The organism is Opitutia bacterium KCR 482 (assembly GCA_029269845.2).
GTDB lineage: Bacteria > Verrucomicrobiota > Verrucomicrobiia > Opitutales > Intestinicryptomonadaceae > Merdousia.
Genome location: CP149973.1, coordinates 1,929,739 through 1,946,617, shown reverse-complemented (window position 1 = coordinate 1,946,617; position 16,879 = coordinate 1,929,739). Strand labels below are relative to the sequence as shown.

General features: G+C 55.6%; 19 protein-coding genes and 1 tRNA gene. 3 read left to right on the top strand and 17 right to left on the bottom strand.

From position 1 onward, the window contains the following. Positions 1–25 precede the first annotated feature (25 nt). The 7 genes from P3B99_008320 to P3B99_008290 all read right to left on the bottom strand — a co-directional run bounded on the left by P3B99_008320 (position 26) and on the right by P3B99_008290 (position 4,661). On the bottom strand, positions 26–1,471 hold the full coding sequence (locus P3B99_008320) for an aldehyde dehydrogenase (GenBank protein ID WYJ07201.1): 1,446 nt from the start codon (positions 1,469–1,471) through the stop codon (positions 26–28). Between the two features lie 63 nt (positions 1,472–1,534). Then, positions 1,535–1,846: a EutN/CcmL family microcompartment protein gene (locus P3B99_008315; GenBank protein WYJ07200.1), complete on the bottom strand. Its 312-nt coding sequence runs from the start codon at positions 1,844–1,846 to the stop codon at positions 1,535–1,537. An 18-nt stretch (positions 1,847–1,864) separates the two neighbouring features. Next, positions 1,865–2,155, bottom strand: coding sequence for a BMC domain-containing protein (locus tag P3B99_008310; protein WYJ07199.1), 291 nt, complete (start codon positions 2,153–2,155; stop codon positions 1,865–1,867). A 28-nt stretch (positions 2,156–2,183) separates the two neighbouring features. Continuing rightward, positions 2,184–3,356, bottom strand: coding sequence for an acetate kinase (locus P3B99_008305; GenBank protein ID WYJ07198.1), 1,173 nt, complete (start codon positions 3,354–3,356; stop codon positions 2,184–2,186). Positions 3,357–3,369: 13 nt separating this feature from the next. Next, complete coding sequence (locus tag P3B99_008300) at positions 3,370–3,645, bottom strand: BMC domain-containing protein (protein ID WYJ07197.1); 276 nt, start codon at positions 3,643–3,645, stop codon at positions 3,370–3,372. Positions 3,646–3,675: 30 nt separating this feature from the next. Then, entirely contained in the window at positions 3,676–3,945 is a 270-nt protein-coding gene (locus tag P3B99_008295) for a BMC domain-containing protein (GenBank protein ID WYJ07196.1), read from the bottom strand. Between the two features lie 41 nt (positions 3,946–3,986). After that, positions 3,987–4,661: a phosphate propanoyltransferase gene (locus P3B99_008290; protein WYJ07195.1), complete on the bottom strand. Its 675-nt coding sequence runs from the start codon at positions 4,659–4,661 to the stop codon at positions 3,987–3,989. 193 nt (positions 4,662–4,854) lie between these two features. Between P3B99_008290 and P3B99_008285 the strand changes: the two genes are divergently transcribed. Next, complete coding sequence (locus P3B99_008285; GenBank protein ID WYJ08446.1) at positions 4,855–5,112, top strand: energy-coupling factor transporter transmembrane component T; 258 nt, start codon at positions 4,855–4,857, stop codon at positions 5,110–5,112. 192 nt (positions 5,113–5,304) lie between these two features. Here the strand turns inward: P3B99_008285 and P3B99_008280 are convergent. The 10 genes from P3B99_008280 to P3B99_008235 all read right to left on the bottom strand — a co-directional run bounded on the left by P3B99_008280 (position 5,305) and on the right by P3B99_008235 (position 14,985). After that, a tRNA-Met gene (locus tag P3B99_008280) sits at positions 5,305–5,381 on the bottom strand. An 83-nt stretch (positions 5,382–5,464) separates the two neighbouring features. Next, positions 5,465–6,370 (bottom strand): exonuclease domain-containing protein, encoded by a 906-nt coding sequence (locus P3B99_008275; GenBank protein WYJ07194.1) that lies wholly within the window; start codon positions 6,368–6,370, stop codon positions 5,465–5,467. Positions 6,371–6,475: 105 nt separating this feature from the next. Continuing rightward, the gene (locus tag P3B99_008270; protein WYJ07193.1) at positions 6,476–6,736 is read right to left on the bottom strand and encodes a hypothetical protein; all 261 of its coding nucleotides are present in this window, start codon (positions 6,734–6,736) and stop codon (positions 6,476–6,478) included. An 81-nt stretch (positions 6,737–6,817) separates the two neighbouring features. Continuing rightward, complete coding sequence (locus P3B99_008265) at positions 6,818–7,705, bottom strand: polysaccharide deacetylase family protein (protein WYJ07192.1); 888 nt, start codon at positions 7,703–7,705, stop codon at positions 6,818–6,820. 3 nt (positions 7,706–7,708) lie between these two features. Further along, complete coding sequence (locus P3B99_008260; protein WYJ07191.1) at positions 7,709–8,761, bottom strand: bifunctional UDP-4-keto-pentose/UDP-xylose synthase; 1,053 nt, start codon at positions 8,759–8,761, stop codon at positions 7,709–7,711. Positions 8,762–8,839: 78 nt separating this feature from the next. Continuing rightward, complete coding sequence (locus tag P3B99_008255) at positions 8,840–9,760, bottom strand: endonuclease/exonuclease/phosphatase family protein (GenBank protein WYJ07190.1); 921 nt, start codon at positions 9,758–9,760, stop codon at positions 8,840–8,842. 72 nt (positions 9,761–9,832) lie between these two features. Next, positions 9,833–11,818, bottom strand: coding sequence for an FAD-dependent oxidoreductase (locus tag P3B99_008250; GenBank protein ID WYJ07189.1), 1,986 nt, complete (start codon positions 11,816–11,818; stop codon positions 9,833–9,835). A 115-nt stretch (positions 11,819–11,933) separates the two neighbouring features. Then, positions 11,934–13,295: a hypothetical protein gene (locus tag P3B99_008245; GenBank protein ID WYJ07188.1), complete on the bottom strand. Its 1,362-nt coding sequence runs from the start codon at positions 13,293–13,295 to the stop codon at positions 11,934–11,936. An 18-nt stretch (positions 13,296–13,313) separates the two neighbouring features. Next, positions 13,314–14,645: a hypothetical protein gene (locus P3B99_008240; GenBank protein WYJ07187.1), complete on the bottom strand. Its 1,332-nt coding sequence runs from the start codon at positions 14,643–14,645 to the stop codon at positions 13,314–13,316. 91 nt (positions 14,646–14,736) lie between these two features. Further along, positions 14,737–14,985, bottom strand: a complete 249-nt coding sequence (locus P3B99_008235; GenBank protein WYJ07186.1) for a hypothetical protein — start codon at positions 14,983–14,985, stop codon at positions 14,737–14,739. Positions 14,986–15,468: 483 nt separating this feature from the next. On the opposite strand from P3B99_008235, the gene P3B99_008230 reads away from it, so the two are divergent. Both P3B99_008230 and P3B99_008225 read left to right on the top strand, forming a co-directional pair. After that, on the top strand, positions 15,469–16,584 hold the full coding sequence (locus P3B99_008230; protein WYJ07185.1) for an NAD(P) transhydrogenase subunit alpha: 1,116 nt from the start codon (positions 15,469–15,471) through the stop codon (positions 16,582–16,584). A 10-nt stretch (positions 16,585–16,594) separates the two neighbouring features. Then, positions 16,595–16,879, top strand: coding sequence for an NAD(P) transhydrogenase subunit alpha (locus P3B99_008225; GenBank protein WYJ07184.1), 285 nt, complete (start codon positions 16,595–16,597; stop codon positions 16,877–16,879).

Genomic DNA, 16,879 nt, shown 5'->3' with positions numbered 1-16,879 from the left:
CGCTCCGCCGAACGCGCCGTTTTGTTTAGAATATGTTGAGGTTGTCCACCATTACGCACCTGCGGCGGCGCGTAAACGTCTTGGGGTTCGATATGCCTTCGCCCGTCGCCGTGGCAATCGAGTACGAAAGGTAGCCCTCGCCGCCCAGACCCAAGCCGCATGTGGAAGGCCCGTTCTTGACGAAAAGCGTGGTGTTGAGCGCCCGCGCCATTTGCGTCATTCTGCCGACGTTCAGCGAGTGGATTATCGCGCTGTGCTTGTAGTTGTGTTCCGCCTTCATCGCCGCGTCAACCGCCGAATCGAAGTCTTTCACAACCGTCACGGGAATCATCGGCATCATCTGTTCTTCGACCACAAACGGGTGGTTTGCGTCGGTCTGCGCGTAGAGCATGGGCGCGTTCGCCGAAACCGAAACGCCTGCCGCCTGCGCCAGAACCTGCGGGTCTTTGCCGACCAAGTCGCGTTTGAGAACGTAGCGGCCGTCCTTCTTTGCGAACACGGCGTCGGTGAGCCTGTCGAGCGCGCTTCCGCCGATTTTAACCGCTCCCTGCGCGTCGAGCGCGCGCATGAACGCGTCGGCTACGCTTTCGAGGACGAAGATTTCCTTTTCGCCTATGCAAAGCAGATTGTTGTCGAAGCAGCCTCCCGCGATGATGTCGGCGGCAGCCTTGTTCAAATCGACAGTGTCGTCGACAATCACGGGGGGATTGCCCGGACCCGCGCAAATGGACTTTTTGCCCGAAAGCATCGCCGCCTTGACGACCCCAGGGCCGCCCGTAATGCACATTATAGATACCAAATCGCTCTTGCAGATTGCGTCGAACGATTCGAGCGTCGGGTTGCCGACGCAGCAAATAAGGTTGCGTATGCCGAGGCGTTTTTCGATTTCCGCGTTGAACGCCGAAATCGCCTTCACCGCGCTCTTGACGCCGCCGGGGTGCGGGTTGAAAACTATCGCGTTGCCCGCGGCGACCATGTTGATGATGTTGCCGGCAATCGTGGGAATCGAGTGCGTGACGGGCGTAATCGCGCCGACGACCCCGTAGGGTGTGTACTCTTCGAGCATGATTCCATGGTCGCCGCTGTACGCGTCGGGGCGAATCCACTCGACGCCGGGGACGAGTTTCACGATTTCAAGCTTGCCGATTTTGTGTTCGAGCTTGCCGATTTTCGTTTCGTTGTATTCGAAAGTGCCCCACTCTTTCGCGTTGGCGACCGTCATCGACTTCACGATGTCCACTACCGCCTTGCGGGCTTCGAAACCACCCTTGCAAAGTTGTTTGTACCCGTCGAACGCTGCCTCCGCCGCCGACTTTGCATCGGGGAAAATCCCGTTCATGGGGGTTGAATGCACTATTGCGGGAGCCGCGCCGCCGCAGCGGCACTGCTGCGCGCCCTGCGCCCCGCCCATTTGCTCGATTACGCCGCGCACTATCTGTCTGAGCGCAGCTTCGTCCAAATTTATGCCCATGTTTTGCCTTCCTTAAATTTTTGCGCCGCCGCGTTCCCAATTTGGTAGCGCGGCTTGCGCCGCCTATTTTTCGACTTTGAAAACCTCCTGCGAAAACGCCTCAACGCTGTCTACAAGCCCGATGACCGCCGCGTCAACAGGAAGAGCCTTCATGCCCTCCGCCTGACGCGCGCTCGACCCCGACGCGAACAGGACAATCTGCCCCGTCCCCGCGCCGCAGTTGTCCACCGCGACTATCGCGCTCCTGCTCTCGACGAGCTTTGCGGGCTTTTCGCCGTCAATCTGCAACGGACGCAGCACCAAAAGTCTGCTGCCTCTGAGCTTGTCGTCCTTCTGTGTGGCTACAACCTGCCCTATGACCTTTGCAAGATACATGTCGGAACGTTTCCGTTTTTATTTCTTGGAAGCCGCTTTGGGCGCGAGAATGGCTTCGGTGTTTTCGTTCGGACGCGCGATTACGTGCACGCTGCAAACCTTGCCGACTTCGCCCGCCGCCGTAGCTCCCGCTTCGACCGCCGCCTTTACCGACGCAACGTCGCCGACGACCGCCGCGCTCATGTACGCGCTGCCGACGTCCTTGTACTGCCCCGCCAAGCTTACGCTCGCCGCTTTGAGCATTGCGTCTACGCCCTTTACGAGGGCTACCATTCCCTGTGTTTCCAATATACCGATTGCGTTTGCCATTTTTTTGCCTTTTTTTAGTTATTAAATTTTATTTTTTCAAGTACCCAGCGGCCTCGCGCGCTATCACGATTTCCTCGTTTGCGACGACCGCGACCGCCTTGATTTTTGAATCCGGCGAAGAGAACACGCCCTCCGCCTTTACGAGTTTCGAATTTTTCTCCGCGTCCACTACGACGCCCAAGCCCGCGAGCGGATCGAGAATCTTAGCCCTGAGCCACGGGTTGTTTTCGGCTATTCCGCCGCTGAACCCGATTGCGTCCAAGCCGCCCATTTGCGCCATGAACTGCCCGATGTACGATCTCGCCGCGTACGCCAAAACGTCTATCGCAAGCTCCGCGTCGCGGTTGCCCGCCTCCGCCGCCGCGCGGACGTCGCGCATGTCGTTGGAGACGCCGCTTATTCCGAGAAGCCCGCCTTTTTTGGACAGTTCCGACGCCGCCTCTTCGGCGGTAATTCCCAGCGTTTTCATTGCGAAGGGAATCGCCATCGAGTCCAAGTCGCCAACTCTGTTGTTTTGGGGAAGCCCGCTCTGGGGCGTGAAGCCCATGCTCGAACCGACCGCCGCGCCGTTTAGTATGCCGCAAACCGACGACGACCCGCCCAAGTGGCAGTTCACCATTCTGAACGGTTTTGCAAGCTTCATCGGCCCGTCGTTGACGTACAGCATGCGCGCGCTTTCGGCGGCCTCAGCCTCTCCGCAAAGCTCCGCGACGCGTTCGGCGGCGAATTTGTGGCTCGCCCCGTGGAAGCCGTTTCTGCGAATTCCGATTTCGTCCCAGCTTTTCGGCACGGCGTAGCGTTTCCACGCCGCGTCCGCCCAGCGGTAGAACGACGTTTCGAACAGCACCACGCCCCGCGCCGACGGAAGAACCTTTGCGAACGCGCGTATCGCCGCCGCGTAGGGCGGGTTGTGCGCGGGCGCAACGTAGCTCATGGCTTCGAGGGCGTCGAGCACTTTCGAGTCGGCGTCGCGCAGTCCCGACAGGTCTTTACCCAAGACCGTCTTGAACGCAACGGCGTCAATCGACTCTTTCGGAATGCCCTTTCCCGCCAAGTCTTCAAGCGAGCGCGCAATCGCAAGTTCGTAGTCGGAGACTCTTTCGATTCCCCCGCGCACAAGCTCCTTGCACGTTTCCGACACGTCGAAAACCGTGTACTTGTAGCTTGTCGAACCTACGTTTGCTATCAGAATTCTTTTCACGGTATCCTGCCTGTTAGAACGAGAAGCAGCCGAGTTTCGAGAGGTCGTCGTGCGGACGCGCGATTACGTCGGCGGACGAAACTTCGCCGATGCGGCCCGCCGCTTCGACCGCCGAGTCCAACGCCGCCTTTGCCGATGCCACGTCGCCCGTGAAGAATACCGCCACGAGGCCGCTTCCGACTTTTTTCCAGCCCAAAAGTTCCACGTTCGCCGCCTTGACAGCCGCGTCGGCAGCCTGCATAGCCGCAACAAAACCCTTGGTTTCAACCATTGCCAATGCCTGTTTCATATAGTAAAATTCCTTTTCGAGGTGTTGAAATTAGAGACCCATTTTTTCGAGAAGCGTCGGGTGCGGGCTTGCGATGATGTTCGCGCCCACAAGTTCGCCGACCGCCTGCGCCGCCTGTTTGCCCGCTTCGACCGCCGCCTTTACGCTGCCGACGTCGCCGCGCACAATCGCCGTGACGTATCCGCCGCCGATTTGCACCTGCTTGACGAGTTCGACGTTCGCCGCCTTGACCATCGCGTCGGTCGCTTCAACGCAACCGGTAAAACCGCGGGTTTCTATCATTCCCAATGACTGACTCATATTTTGCCTTTCGTATTGAATTTGTTTTTTTAGATTGAAAATTATTTCACAAGCTCGCACAGCGAGTGCGGGTTGAGGTCGCACGCGTTGCCCTCGTCTGTATCGATGTGGACTTCGAGTTTTAGCGCGGAATCAACCCTGCAAAGGAGATTTTCGAACACAATGGAGTTTTCGCCGTAGACGCGAAGCTTCATCATGTCCTTGTCTTTCACGCCGTAGAATTCGGCGTCGGCGGGACTCATGTGCACGTGCCGCGCCGCGCGGATTACCCCGAAGGGCATTTCGTAAAAGCCCGCGGGGCCCATGAGCATGCAGCCGGGCGTTCCCTTCAAGTCGCCGCTGTTTCTAGGGGGAACGTCGAAGCCCAATGCGCGGGCGTCGGTCAGGGCAAGCTCGACTTGGCTTTCCTTGCGGCACGGGCCCAAAATGCGCAGGTTGGAAATAACCCTGCTGCGCGGACCGATGAGGGTAATGGATTCCTTTGCGGCAAACTGCCCTTTTTGATAGAGCCATTTGTGGACGTTGAGCTGGTAGCCCTTGCCGAACAGAGCCTCGACCGCCTCCTGCGTGAGGTGCACGTGGCGCGCGCTGACGTTCACGACCAACGGATTCGGCCCTTCCGCGGGGTGCGGAACGGGCAGGTTCAGTTCTTTGTATACCGTTTCGCGAACAAGCTGTTCTATTTTTGTGCGCGGAGTATCTTTATAAAGATTCATAGCTGTTGAAATTCAAACCTCGAACAATAGACAACACTTTCAAACAGATTTCAAGACATTTTTTAAAAAAAATCCCCAAAAACCTAAATTAAACCAAAAATGCGCAATTTAGCACCCAAAACGGAAAATGACATATGGATTATGTACCCATTTTGGGAATTTAGGTGTTTTTTCGGGCAAGCCGTAGGCGGCACTGGCAAAACTGAAAGTTCCGAAAATGGTTGCGCTCCAACTTCTGCTCACGGCAAGATACCTCCGCACTCTCGCCGAGGAAGCATCGATAATGCGCAGGGCGTGCGTGCTGAGGTCGCCGTCGCACCCGAAAATCAGAATGCGGCATTTTCCGCACATGATAGTTTCGCTCCTGTTGCGGAGCGCGGACAGAGCCGACGGCATTTTCGCCGCAATGCAAAACAGGGGACTTGCCGGCATTCCCGCGCGGGCGGGGTAGATTCGGATTGCGGAACTTGCCGCCGCTGCGTTCGGAAGAATCGGAGAAATCCTCGCCGACACGCGCCTGTTGCTCGACTGCGGGCTTGCCTAAGCCGCCCGCCACTACAATCCGCTGGCTAACACCGCCCAAGCTCAAACACATTCAAAAATATAAACACAAAAAAACCGTCCAAACGGACGGTTTTAAAATTGGATGCAGGGATTGGATTTGAACCAATGACCTTCAGGTTATGAGCCTGACGAGCTACCAAGCTGCTCCACCCTGCGACATTTAATAGGTTGGACATACAAACGATTTTCAAGTTCCGCGCAAGCTTTTTTTTCGAAAAAATTTTCGCGCCCTGCCCGCCCTACATAATCTCGCGCAATAAGTGCGACATTCTCAAAAACTTTGCGCGTCCGTAGCCAAGAGCCGCGTCAATCTCGCGCCCGTACTCGCCCGCGCCCCACGCCGCCGACGGGCTGTCCGCCACGACAACGTAGTCGGTCTCGGCGTCCACTGTTCGCCGAATGCGTCCGCCCTGCCGCGCAATCAGCCCCTCCACGTACTGTGCTCCCATTTCGCCGAAATCGCCGCTTACGACAAATGTCTTCGAAAAATCCACGGGCGAGTAGTCGAACTCCAAGTCGGTCTGCGGGGTGTGCAAGGCGCGCCGCTCCTCGTGTTTTCGGGCGCGGTCGAGGGTTCGCCGAGCCGACTCGAAAACGTCGGGCTTAGAGCGGCGGACGGTCTTTTCGCGGAAGCTTTTTTTCAGCGGCGCAACGTCGCACCTGTCGGAGAATATCCCGAAAAGCTGGGCGCAAATTCTGGCGTCGTCGAGCGCGTTGTGGTGGTTGAAGTCGCCCAGTCCGTAGTACTGCGCAAGAACGTCGAGCTTGCGGCTCGGCAGGTTTGCGAGCACCTTACGGCTTATGCAAAGCGTGCAGAAATAGTCGAAGTCGGGCGCGGCGATGTCGTAGCGTTCGAGCGAAGAGCGAAGGCAAGAGATGTCGAACGCCGCGTTGTGCGCAACGACGTTGTCGGCAAGAAAGGGCTTCATGTCTTCGTAGACATCGCAGAAGCACGGGGCGTCGCGGACGTCGAACGCGGTTATTCCGTGAACCGCCGTGTTGTAGAAATTGAACGAACACTGCGGGTTCACAAGCCTGTGGAACTGCTCCACGGCCTCCCCGTTTTCGACGCGCACAAGCCCGACCGCGCATATCGACGCGCGGCTTGCGTTGGCGGTTTCGAAATCTATCGCCGTAAAATCCATGCCGAAAAGATTAGATTTTTTAGGCGGAGCGCGTCAACGGATTTTCCGAAAAAAAAGCGGTATCGGAAAATTCCGACACCGCTTTGGGATTATTATGAAAAAAAACTACTTTGCGGGACATGTGCTTTTTGCGCACTCCGCCTTGGCGTTCGCGCATGCCTGAGCTTTCGCGGGGCATTTTGCGGCGGCGGGGCAGGGATTGCAAACGCATTTATCCTTGCAAACGCAGGGATTGCACGTGCAGGGATTGCACTTGCAAACAGTTGCGCACGAGGGATTTGCCTGAGCGCATTTCGACGGACAGTTGCACGCCGCAACAAACAGCGCGGCAACGCCCAACATAGTTGCCAATACCAATGATTTCATACGAAATTTATTCCTTTCTAAATTTGCTGACAGTAATCGGACGGTTTTGTTCGAAATAAAGAAAAATTTTTCAAAAAAAAATCAGGACTGAACCGCGAGCGTCCCCGAACGCCCCGTGAACGGCGACATTTTGATTTCGGCTGTGCGCACGGTTTGCGGATTCGCCAGAATCTCCTTGGCGTAGTCGGCAAGGGAGTAAAATTTCGCGCCCTCCGATTTTACTTTCGAAAGGAATGCGTCGAACCACTCCAAATACGCCATGCCTTCAAGCTCGGCGTGCGCGGTCATTACCGAGTGCCCGATTTTCCGCATCTCCGCAATGTGCGTGTCGGCGACTTTTTCGAGCGGCGTAAGCCCCAAGACTTCGTCGAGCGTCAGCAGTGTCGAGGGAATTTGAAGCGTTTTGAATTTTCTGCCGCCCATTGTGGGCACAAACGGCAAGCCGCCCCGCACGTCGGAAGCGTAGAGGAGGTTTGCGCCGTCCTCCACTTCGAGCGCGTCGGGCGTAATCTGCCAGCCGGGTGCGCCGCAAAACTTGGGTTCGTAGCCGAAGATTTTTTCGAACTCGACGCGCGCCTTTGTGAACTCCGCCTCGATTTCCGTCGGGCGCATTGTCGGAAGATAGTCCTGCCATTTGAAGTGGTCCCAGCAGTGGATTCCGCATTCGAAGCCGTCGTCGCGAGCCGCCCGCATCTGGTCGGCGCAAAGCTTGCCTATGCGCGGGGCTTTGAGCAGCGTGCCGTAGAGCAGGGTTTTCAGCCCGTAGTTGCCCGCGACATTCGAACGCAGGCACTTTTTCAGAAACCCTTTCCTGAAAATCCTGCGGAGCGCCTTGCCCGTATTGTCGGGGCCCATCGAAAACAGCAGCGTCGCGGGAACGCCGTGTTTCCTAAAAAGTTTGCAGAGGTTTGGAACGCCCTCGCGCGTCCCGCGGTATGTGTCGATGTCGACTTTTACGGCAAGCTTCATACGTTATTTCGAAGTTTCGCCAAGCTCGTAGTCCTTTTTGAGCAGGTGGTAGTCGAGCGTAAGTTTTAGCGCGGTGCGCAGGTCGGTGGTCGGTTTCCAGCCGAGAACTTTCTCGGCCTCGGCAATCGACGGCATGCGCCGCGACACGTCCTGATAGCCCTTGCCGTAGTATTCCTCGCTCGAAACGCTTTCGATTTTCGCGTTCTTCGCGCGTTCGGCGTATTCGGGATATTCGCCGAAAAGCTCCACGAGCATGTCGGCAAGCTCTTTGATTGAAAATTCCATGTAGGGGTTGCCGATGTTGAAAATCTTTCCGTCGGCGCAGCCGTCCTTGTTTTCCAAAATTTTGAGCAGGCACTCTATGCCGTCGTCGATGAACGTGAAGCTGCGCTTTTGCGCTCCGCCGTCTACGAGCTTAATCGGCTTGCCGTTGATGATGTTGTGCGCGAACTGCGTGAGCACGCGCGACGAGCCTTCCTTCGGGGCGGTGATGTCGTCGAGTTTCGGGCCGATGAAATTGAAGGGGCGGAAGAGCGTGAATTTCAGCCCCGCGTGGTTGCCGTACGCCCAGATTACGCGGTCGAGCATCTGCTTGATGCACGAGTAAATCCAGCGTTCTTTCGGGACGGGACCGAGGACGAGCGGCGAATTGTACTCGTCGAAATTCCGGTCGGGGCACATGCCGTAGACTTCCGAAGTCGAGGGAAAGACGATGCGTTTGCCGTACTTTGCGCATTTTTTCACGATGTCGATGTTCGACTCGTAGTCCAGCTCGTATACGCGCAGGGGGTCTTTGACGTAGAGCGTGGGTGTCGCGATTGCCACGAGCGGCACAACGACGTCGCACTCTTTTATTTGTTCTTCAATCCAGTCTTTGTCGGTGAAGATATTTTTTTCGAAGAACGCGAAGCGCGGGTTGCCGAGGCAGTGCCCGATTTTATTTGTGCCCAAGTCCATGCCGACGATTTCCCATTCGGTCTTTTGGAGGATTTTCCACGCGAGCGACGAGCCGATAAACCCGTTGACGCCCATGATAAAGATTTTCTTAGATGCCATATTGTTTTCAATCAAAACACAAACGCCATGGCAATCAAGCCAATAAATTGCCATTTAACGCCGTGCCCCCGCGCGGTTTCAGCGCGTCGCGGGAAGGACGATTTTCGCGAGAACGGGCATGTGGTCGGACAGCCGCACGTCCTCGAAAGTGTCGGAAATGTGCGCGTGTTTGAGCACCTCCATTCCGTTCGAGACGAACACGAAGTCTATCGGGCGCGACAGCCAGCGCTTGGGGTCGGGCTTGACGCCTATGTAAGTGGGTTCGGGGCCGTAGTGCGGCGTTTGCGAGATGTCGCGCGAGTTGCGCAGAAGCCCCGACGACTCGAACTTGTCTATCATTTCCTTTTCGCGCGTGTTGAAATCGCCCACGATTACGAAAGGCGTTTTGCCTGCGATTTTCGGCACTTCCGAAACGAGCAAATCGAAGGACTTTTCCCTGTCGGGCTTGTTGCGGCTGTTCAGGTGGAGGTCGAAGAACACAAACTCGCGCCCCGAAAGTTTGTCGCGCAGTTTTATCCACGCGCAAAAGCGGTTCTGCTTTTCGCCGCCGACGCCCCAGCCGACCGTCCGCTTTTCGGGCGGATACGGGTTCGGACCGAACCAGAACGTGCCGCCGTCGAGACGTTCGAAGCGCGACGCCTTGTAGAAAATGACGACGTTCATCGCCCAGCTTTTGCCGTTCGGCTCGATTTTCGGGTTGTTGAATTCCGCCGCCCAGGCAGAGCCGAGCTGCGATAAAATCCACTCCGCCTGCTCTATCGACAGCTCCTGCGAGCCGCATATGTCGAACTCGTGGTATTTCATGAGCGCGGGAATTTGCGCGCGCCGTTTTTCCCAATAGGGCTTGTCGGCGAAATAGAGCATGTTGAACGACGCTACGTTTGCCGTCGCGCGGCACTCCGCATTTTCGCGTGGAGGCACGGTTTTTTCGACGAAGCACGAGCATAGCAAAAACTGCGCCGCAAACGACGCCATAATGCCTGCGATTATACTTTTCATTGAATCCGGAAATTTGTTTTCGATATCATCCCACACAAACACAAAATTTTGCAAGCAAAATTCCGCGTTCGCCTACGCATAGACGCGCACCTCGAAGACAGAGGCGGTGTCGGAGCCGTTTGTGGCAAGGCATTCAAGCTCGACCGACTTTGCGGCGACTTTTTCGAAATCGTGCTCCGCGCGCTTCTGGTAGTTGCCCTTAACTTCCGCAAGCGTCTTTTTAGAGCCGTCGGCGAGGGTTGCTACAATGCGGTAGTCGCGCAGGCATTCGGGCTGCGCGCCGAGCGCGAGCCTTTTGAAAAAGTTGGGCTGGCGCGTAATTGTGAGCATGCGGCAACCCGTGTCGAGGTTGAGTATTATTTTGGAAATCTCCTTCGGCGAATCCCATTCGAGCTTGAGCGCGGGCTTGTCTATAATCGGTGCAATCCAGCGGTTTTCGCAGCTGCCGAGGGCGTCGTAGAACATTCCCGAAACAACGTTTTCGGGCTTGGCGGACGCCGCGCAGGAGCTCGCCGAAATCTTCGCAGACCGCGCCAAGTCGAGCGGATCGGAATTTTTGACGCCCGCGATAATCACGCCGTCGCGGAGCATGCGCTGCTGGAACGCCGAAAATTTTTCGGGAGACTTCAAAATGTCTTTCGGCGAAATTCCCTCCGCCGCGCACAACGCCGCCGCCGTGCCCGACACCTGCCCCGTCGTCGCGCAGGTGTTCATTATGCGCGTCGAGGAAAACGCCATGTGGCTGCAACTGATGTCGCGCCCCGCCATGAGCAGGTTCGGAAAATCCTTTGCCACAAGAGAGCCGAACGGTATGTTGTAGTAGTCTATCTTCCCGGCGAAAATCGCGGGCTTTTTGTGGCGTTCGGCGTAGAAGCCCTTTGAGGTTTGGTCCTCCAAAGCCCAGCCCGCGGCGGCGATTTGGTCGGGCATTTCGCGCCACTTGCCCTTGATGTCGTGGACGGTGAAAATGTGCTCGCCGAGCACCCTGTAAGTGTCGCGCTTTGCGGGAATCATTCCGACGGAGTCGAGGGCGAGGTTTGCGGTTTCGGGGAATTTTCCGCTGTTTTTGATGTAGTCCCACACGCCCAAAATTATCGACAGCAGCTCGAAGCGCAGCACTTCGGTGTCGCGCAAAGTGTCCGCCATGCCGCCGTGCGAAATGAACGCGTAGCCCATGCCGAAGCCGCTCGCGCGGGGGTCGCGGAACTTCAAGTCCTCCGCCGTAATTTTCTTCGCCCACGAGGGCGGCGTAAACGGCGTGGGTTTGCCGCAGTCTTTCGAAGTGTAGATTACCGACGCGCACAGGTGCTTGCCGAGCTCGTAGATGTCGGCAAGCTCCTCGCCGTATTTTTTGGAGCCTTCTCGCCCAGACATCAGCGTTGCGCCCGCTTCCATGGCGATTCGCGCGTCGCCCGTGCAGTCCACAAACTGCTTGGCGGAAATTTTGTAGATTTTGAGCGAGTGGTCGCTGCGCGCCATGACTGATTTTATCCGCCCGTCCGCCGTTTCGGCGAGGTATACGGAAGTGTCGAGCAGAAGGGTGAGGTTCTTTTCCGACACGCATTTGTCGTACAAAACCAAGTCCCACATTTCCCACGACATCTGGGGGTTCTTGACGGAGTGTTCAAGCTTGATTTCCTCCAAAATTCCCGCCTCGCGCCAGCCGACCTTGTGGCTCCAAATTCCGAGCGGGTGCATGCGCACCTCGGAGCTTGAATTGCCGCCGAGCCTCGACCTGTCCTGAACCAAAATCGTTTTCGCCCCAGCCCGCGCCGATGCTATCGCCGCGCACACGCCCGCAAGGCCGCCGCCCGCAACGAGCACGTCGCAGTCGAGGCCGATTTTCTCCATGTTCGGCTCTCCCGAAGCGTCGAACGCCCTGCCCGCAAGCGAGCTTTCTATCTTTTTGCCGAGCGGCGTAATTCCCGCCTTTTCGCCGCCCGCGGCGTCTTCCGCCTTGGCGGGCAGACTTACCATGAAGGAGTATCCGAGAAGCGACATTGTCGACGCGCTCAGAAACTTTCTTCTTCCCATTTTGTCGAAATCCCTATTTTCCATGTCTATTACAGAATAAGCTGAATTTTATTATTTCGGAACGGCGCGGGCGTGTCAAAAAAAATCCGCAACAACGTACGCTGCGGATTTTGAAAAAACTGCGGTTAAAAAAAGCGGACTATTTGCGCTTCGTCCAGCCGTGGGCGTCGGTGAAGTCCATTATGCACTTCCAGTTGTACGCGTCGATTTGGTGCGGTCCGTCGTACAGCACATATCCGAAGCCGTCGCCGACAAACGGCTTTTTTACGCGCAAGTCGTCGGGAGTCGCCATTTTTTTCGCGCCGAAAAGCGCGTAGATTTTGCCGGCCTCGGCAAGCGACATGAACTCGCCTTTCGGGTCGGCCCAAATGTCCTTGGTTCCGCTCAAAACGTAGACCATGCGCGGAGCCATCGCCGCAAGCATATGCTGGGCGTCAATAGGCATGCTCTCTATGTTTTCGGCATACTCTTTCATTTTGGGCTTGTACCAGCACGGGAAATACGTCGCCGCAAATTTCAGGTTCTCGCCGTAGTTGCGCCTGTTCATCGACGCCCCGCCGCAGCACGAGCTGTTCGAGACCGCGAGCGCAAAACGCGTGTCGTACGCGCCCGCAAGCAGCGCGGTCTTGCCGAGCCGCGAGTGCCCCGCGACGCCGATTTTCGAGCGGTCGATAAACGGCAGGGTTTCGAGCAAGTCGAGGACGCGGCAGTCGCCCCACGCCCACGCGGCTATGCAGCGCGGATCCTTGTCCACCGCCGACTTGTCGAAGATGCGGAACACGGATTCGTTTTCGGAGAGAATGTGCTCCTTGTCGGGGTAGATTTCGCAGTAGCAGAACGTGGCGACAGCGTAGCCGCGCGAGACGATGTCCTTGAACGGATTGCGCGGCGCGCCCGTTCCGCGCTGGTAATCGTGGGCGCGGTTGTCTGTAATTTTCCCCCTTTTGCTGTTCGAAAGCCAAGTGCCCTCTTCGGGCAGCAGAACTTCCGGCTCGGAAACCGTCATGTGGTTGCCGTTGTAGTTGGTGTAGATGAACGCGGGCACGGGATTTTCGCGCGAAGCCGACTTCGGATAGTACATGAGAACGTTGAAAATGTGCGTTCCGTTTTTGTCGGTGGAAATTATCTTGTACTGCCTGCGCTTTGCGATTCCGCCGAGCGCGTCTTCGGACGACTCGACAAGCTTGAATTCGAGCTTTTCGGGGCGCGGAGGCATTTTGCCGAAATACTCCTCCTCCAAAAATTTCACGACTTTCGGACGCTCCCCGTCGAGCCACTGCTTGGCTGTTTCGACGCGCCCTCCCCCGCCTATTTTGTCGAGAATGTCGAGCTTCTTGTAGATGTCGGCTTTCGCCTCCGCATAGTTTATCGCGACCTTTTCGACCCTGTTGAATTTCATGCACGATTTTTCGGGCATGTCGGGGTTGTAAAGCTCGCCAGCCTCCGCCGCAAACAGGGCGGACGCGGAGAGCGACATCAGAAACATAGAAAGTTTTTTCATAATATTTTTTCTCCTGCCTTATTTTTTCGGGGGGACGGGCTTCCAGCCGCGCTTTTCGGCGTAGTCCATAAAATTCTTCCAGTCGTAGGGCGTTATGCTGTGCCTGCCGCTCTTGATGTGGTAGGCGATGTCGCCGTGGAAGGGCGAGTCTATTTCGAGCGCGTCGAGGGTCGGAAAATTCTTCGCCCCGAAAAGCGCGAACGCGGGCGCGGCGTTTATCAGACCGAGCAGCTGGCCTTCGGGGTCGGCCCAGAAGTCTTCGGAGGAACTCGTGGTGTAGAGCATGCGCGGGGCAATCAGCGACACAAGGTGGTGCTGGTCGACGGGCATCGACGAAACGTCGTGCGCGTGCTTCTTGAAGTTTGCGGAAAACCAGTAAGGAAAGTTAAAGTCTACCATCGACGCCGCCGATTCCCCGTAGTTGCGGCGCGTAAGAGCCTCGCCCATGCAGCCGGCGTTGTTCGAGCAGACATAGGCAAAGCGGAGGTCGTGCGCGCCCGCAATCAGAGCGGTCTTGCCGAGGCGCGAGTGCCCGACGACCGCAAGCTTCGACATGTCGATTTCGGGCAGCGTTTCAAGCAGGTCGGCTACGCGCATGTTCCCCCACGCCCAAGCGACAATCGCGGGGCGCGAGTCGAATTTTTTGCCGAAAATCTTGTAGACGCTTTCGTCCGCCGCCGCCGCGCCCTTGCGGTCGGGATAGACGTCCATGTAGCAGAACGTTGCGATTGCGTAGCCGCGCGAAACGATGTCGGCAACGGGAATGCGCGTCGATTTTTCCGCGCGGAGCTGGGCGCGTTTCTTTTCTGAAAGAGTCGCCGCATAGTTTTCCGTCGCGATTCCGTCTTCGGGCGAAACGACAAAGTTGCCGTCGAAGTTGGGGCAGATGAACGCGGGCGTTTTCGCGCCGCCGTTTTTAGGCAGATACACAAGAGCCACAAACGAGAGCGAGCCGCCCGCTCCCGAAACGGTAATTCTGTACTGCCTGCGCAGGGCAATGCCGCCGAGGGCGTCGTCGGACGATTCTATAAGCTCGAATTTCTGGGAATCGGGGCGCGGGGGAATCGCGCCGTAAACTTGCGAGTCAAAAAATTCGAGAATCTGCCCCCGCGCCTCGCGCGACCATTCGAGGGCATTTGCCACCCTGCCCTTGCGGTCGAGACGTTCGAGAACGTCGGGCACTTTCGAGTCTCCGATTTGCGAGACAACGTAAAACGACTTTCCGTATTTTTTAATGAAAGTGTCGGCGACGGGCTGGTCGCGCGTGATGTATTTTTCGGCAAAAGCCGAAGCCGAGAAAACCGCAGCCCAAGCCCCCAAACAAGCAATAGATGCAATAAACCTCTTCATACTCAAACGTATGAGCCGTTTTCGCAACAAAGTCAAACATTATCGAAAAACATATACGTTTACGAATAGAGAAATAGAAGAAAGAAAAAAATTAAAAATCTTCAGTTTTATAAAAATTTTCGCTTCCGCAATGCGGACAGACTTTTTTACGAGAAAAAAGCCTCATTAACGAAAAAATCACGCCTATAATTAAACCGTAATACCCCAAAAAAGCAATCGCCACAATCCATAATGCAATTTCAAGCAAGAATGAACCCATATATTTTACTTTTGGTTTTGGAAATCCGCGTTTGCATAATGCACATGTATAATTGTTTAAATTATCACTTTGTTTTTTCATATTTTGCCTTTTTGTATAGATTCATCAATAAAACGACAGCACACATAATTTAGCCAGAAGTTGTTAGGAACAACTTTTACTGTCCGATTTTTGCAGAGTAAAAATTTACTGCGAATAACGGATACAGTATTTGAAATACTGATGTTTTTCTAAAAAACACAACAACATTATACCAATATATTAGATAAAAGAAGCTCGAAAGTTATTTTTCGCGCATGAAAACGTAAAGCTCAAATAAATTCCGTAAATCGCACATACAAAGCGTTAAACATGTATTGTGATTTTTTATTTGACATCAGTATTTCAAATACTGTGCACCAATTTTAGCTTATATATAACCAACTCGAAAGGACGGATTGCGGGCGTTGGGAGGTTTTTGGGAAAATCGCGTTAACGCAAAATTTGCAATACAAATAAAGAAAATTCCAAGTTTCGCAAAAATTTCCTTGTTTTAATAAATTCGGGTGCTTGAATCGAATTTGCATGAAAAACCTATTTATCACCTCTGAGCGCGACCCGCGCGAAACAAGGGTCGCGGTAATTCCGCCCGACGTTCGGAAACTCGCGAACATCGGCTGGACGGTCAACGTTGAATCGGGCGCGGGCGCAAAAGCGGGCTTCCCCGACGAAGAATACAAGTCTGCCGGCGCAAACATCGTTGACGCCGACTTCGCAAAAAATGCCGACTTCATCGCCGCAGTCAGAAAACCCGAAAAGGAAAGAATTGCCGATTTCAAGCGCGGCGCGTTCTACCTCAGCCTACTCGACCCGTTCAACGAAAAGGAGCTTATTAAAACTTTCGCCGACGCGGGCATTACCGCGGCGAGTTTCGAAATGATTCCCCGCAGCACAATCGCCCAGAAAATGGACGTTCTCAGCTCGCAGTCGAACCTCGCGGGCTACGTCTCGGTAATCAAGGCGGCTAACGCGCTCAAAAAAATCCTCCCGATGATGATGACTCCCGCGGGCACGATTTCCCCGCTCAAATTCTTCATAGTCGGCGTGGGCGTCGCGGGCTTGCAGGCAATCGCAACCGCAAAGCGTCTCGGCGCGAGGGTTGACGCTTTCGACACGCGCCCCGTCGTCGAAGAGCAGGTAAAGAGCCTCGGCGCAAAGTTCGTGAAAATCGACCTCGGCGAAACGGGGCAGACCGCGCAAGGCTACGCTAAGGAGCTTACGCCGGAGCAAATCGAGCTTCAACGCAAGGGCATGGCGAAAGTCTGCGCGCAGTCGGACGTGATAATTACAACCGCAAAACTTTTCGGCAGAAAGGCACCGCGCATCATCACCGCGGAAATGGTGATGGGAATGAAAGCCGGCAGCGTAATCGTGGACATGGCGGTCGAAAGCGGCGGCAATGTCGAAGGCTCGAAGCCCGACGAAATAGTAATCACCCCCAACGGAGTGAGCATCATAGGCGACACCTGCCTCGAAGCCTCCGTGCCCGCAACCGCAAGCCAAATGTACAGCGCAAACGTCGTCAACTACATTTCGCACTTCTCGCCAGAAGGCTCTTTCGCGCCGAATTTCGACGACCCGATTATGAAGGCGTCGGTCGTGGCGCGCGACGGACAAATCGCCGACGAACGCTTCAAATAAAAGGAATACAATGGAAATAATTCTGCTTCTGTTCATATTTACGCTCGCGGCGTTTTTGGGATTCGAACTAATCTCGAAAGTGCCCAGCCAGCTCCACACGCCGCTCATGAGCGGCTCGAACGCAATCAGCGGCATCACAATCGTGGGCGCGATGATTTCCACGGCGGGAACGGAGGGAAGTCTCGCGGCTACTATCCTCGGTCTCTTCGCGCTGGTGCTTGCGGCAATCAACGTGGTCGGCGGCTACATGGTCACCGACAGAATGCTTGCGATGTTCAAAAAGAAGGGCAAATAA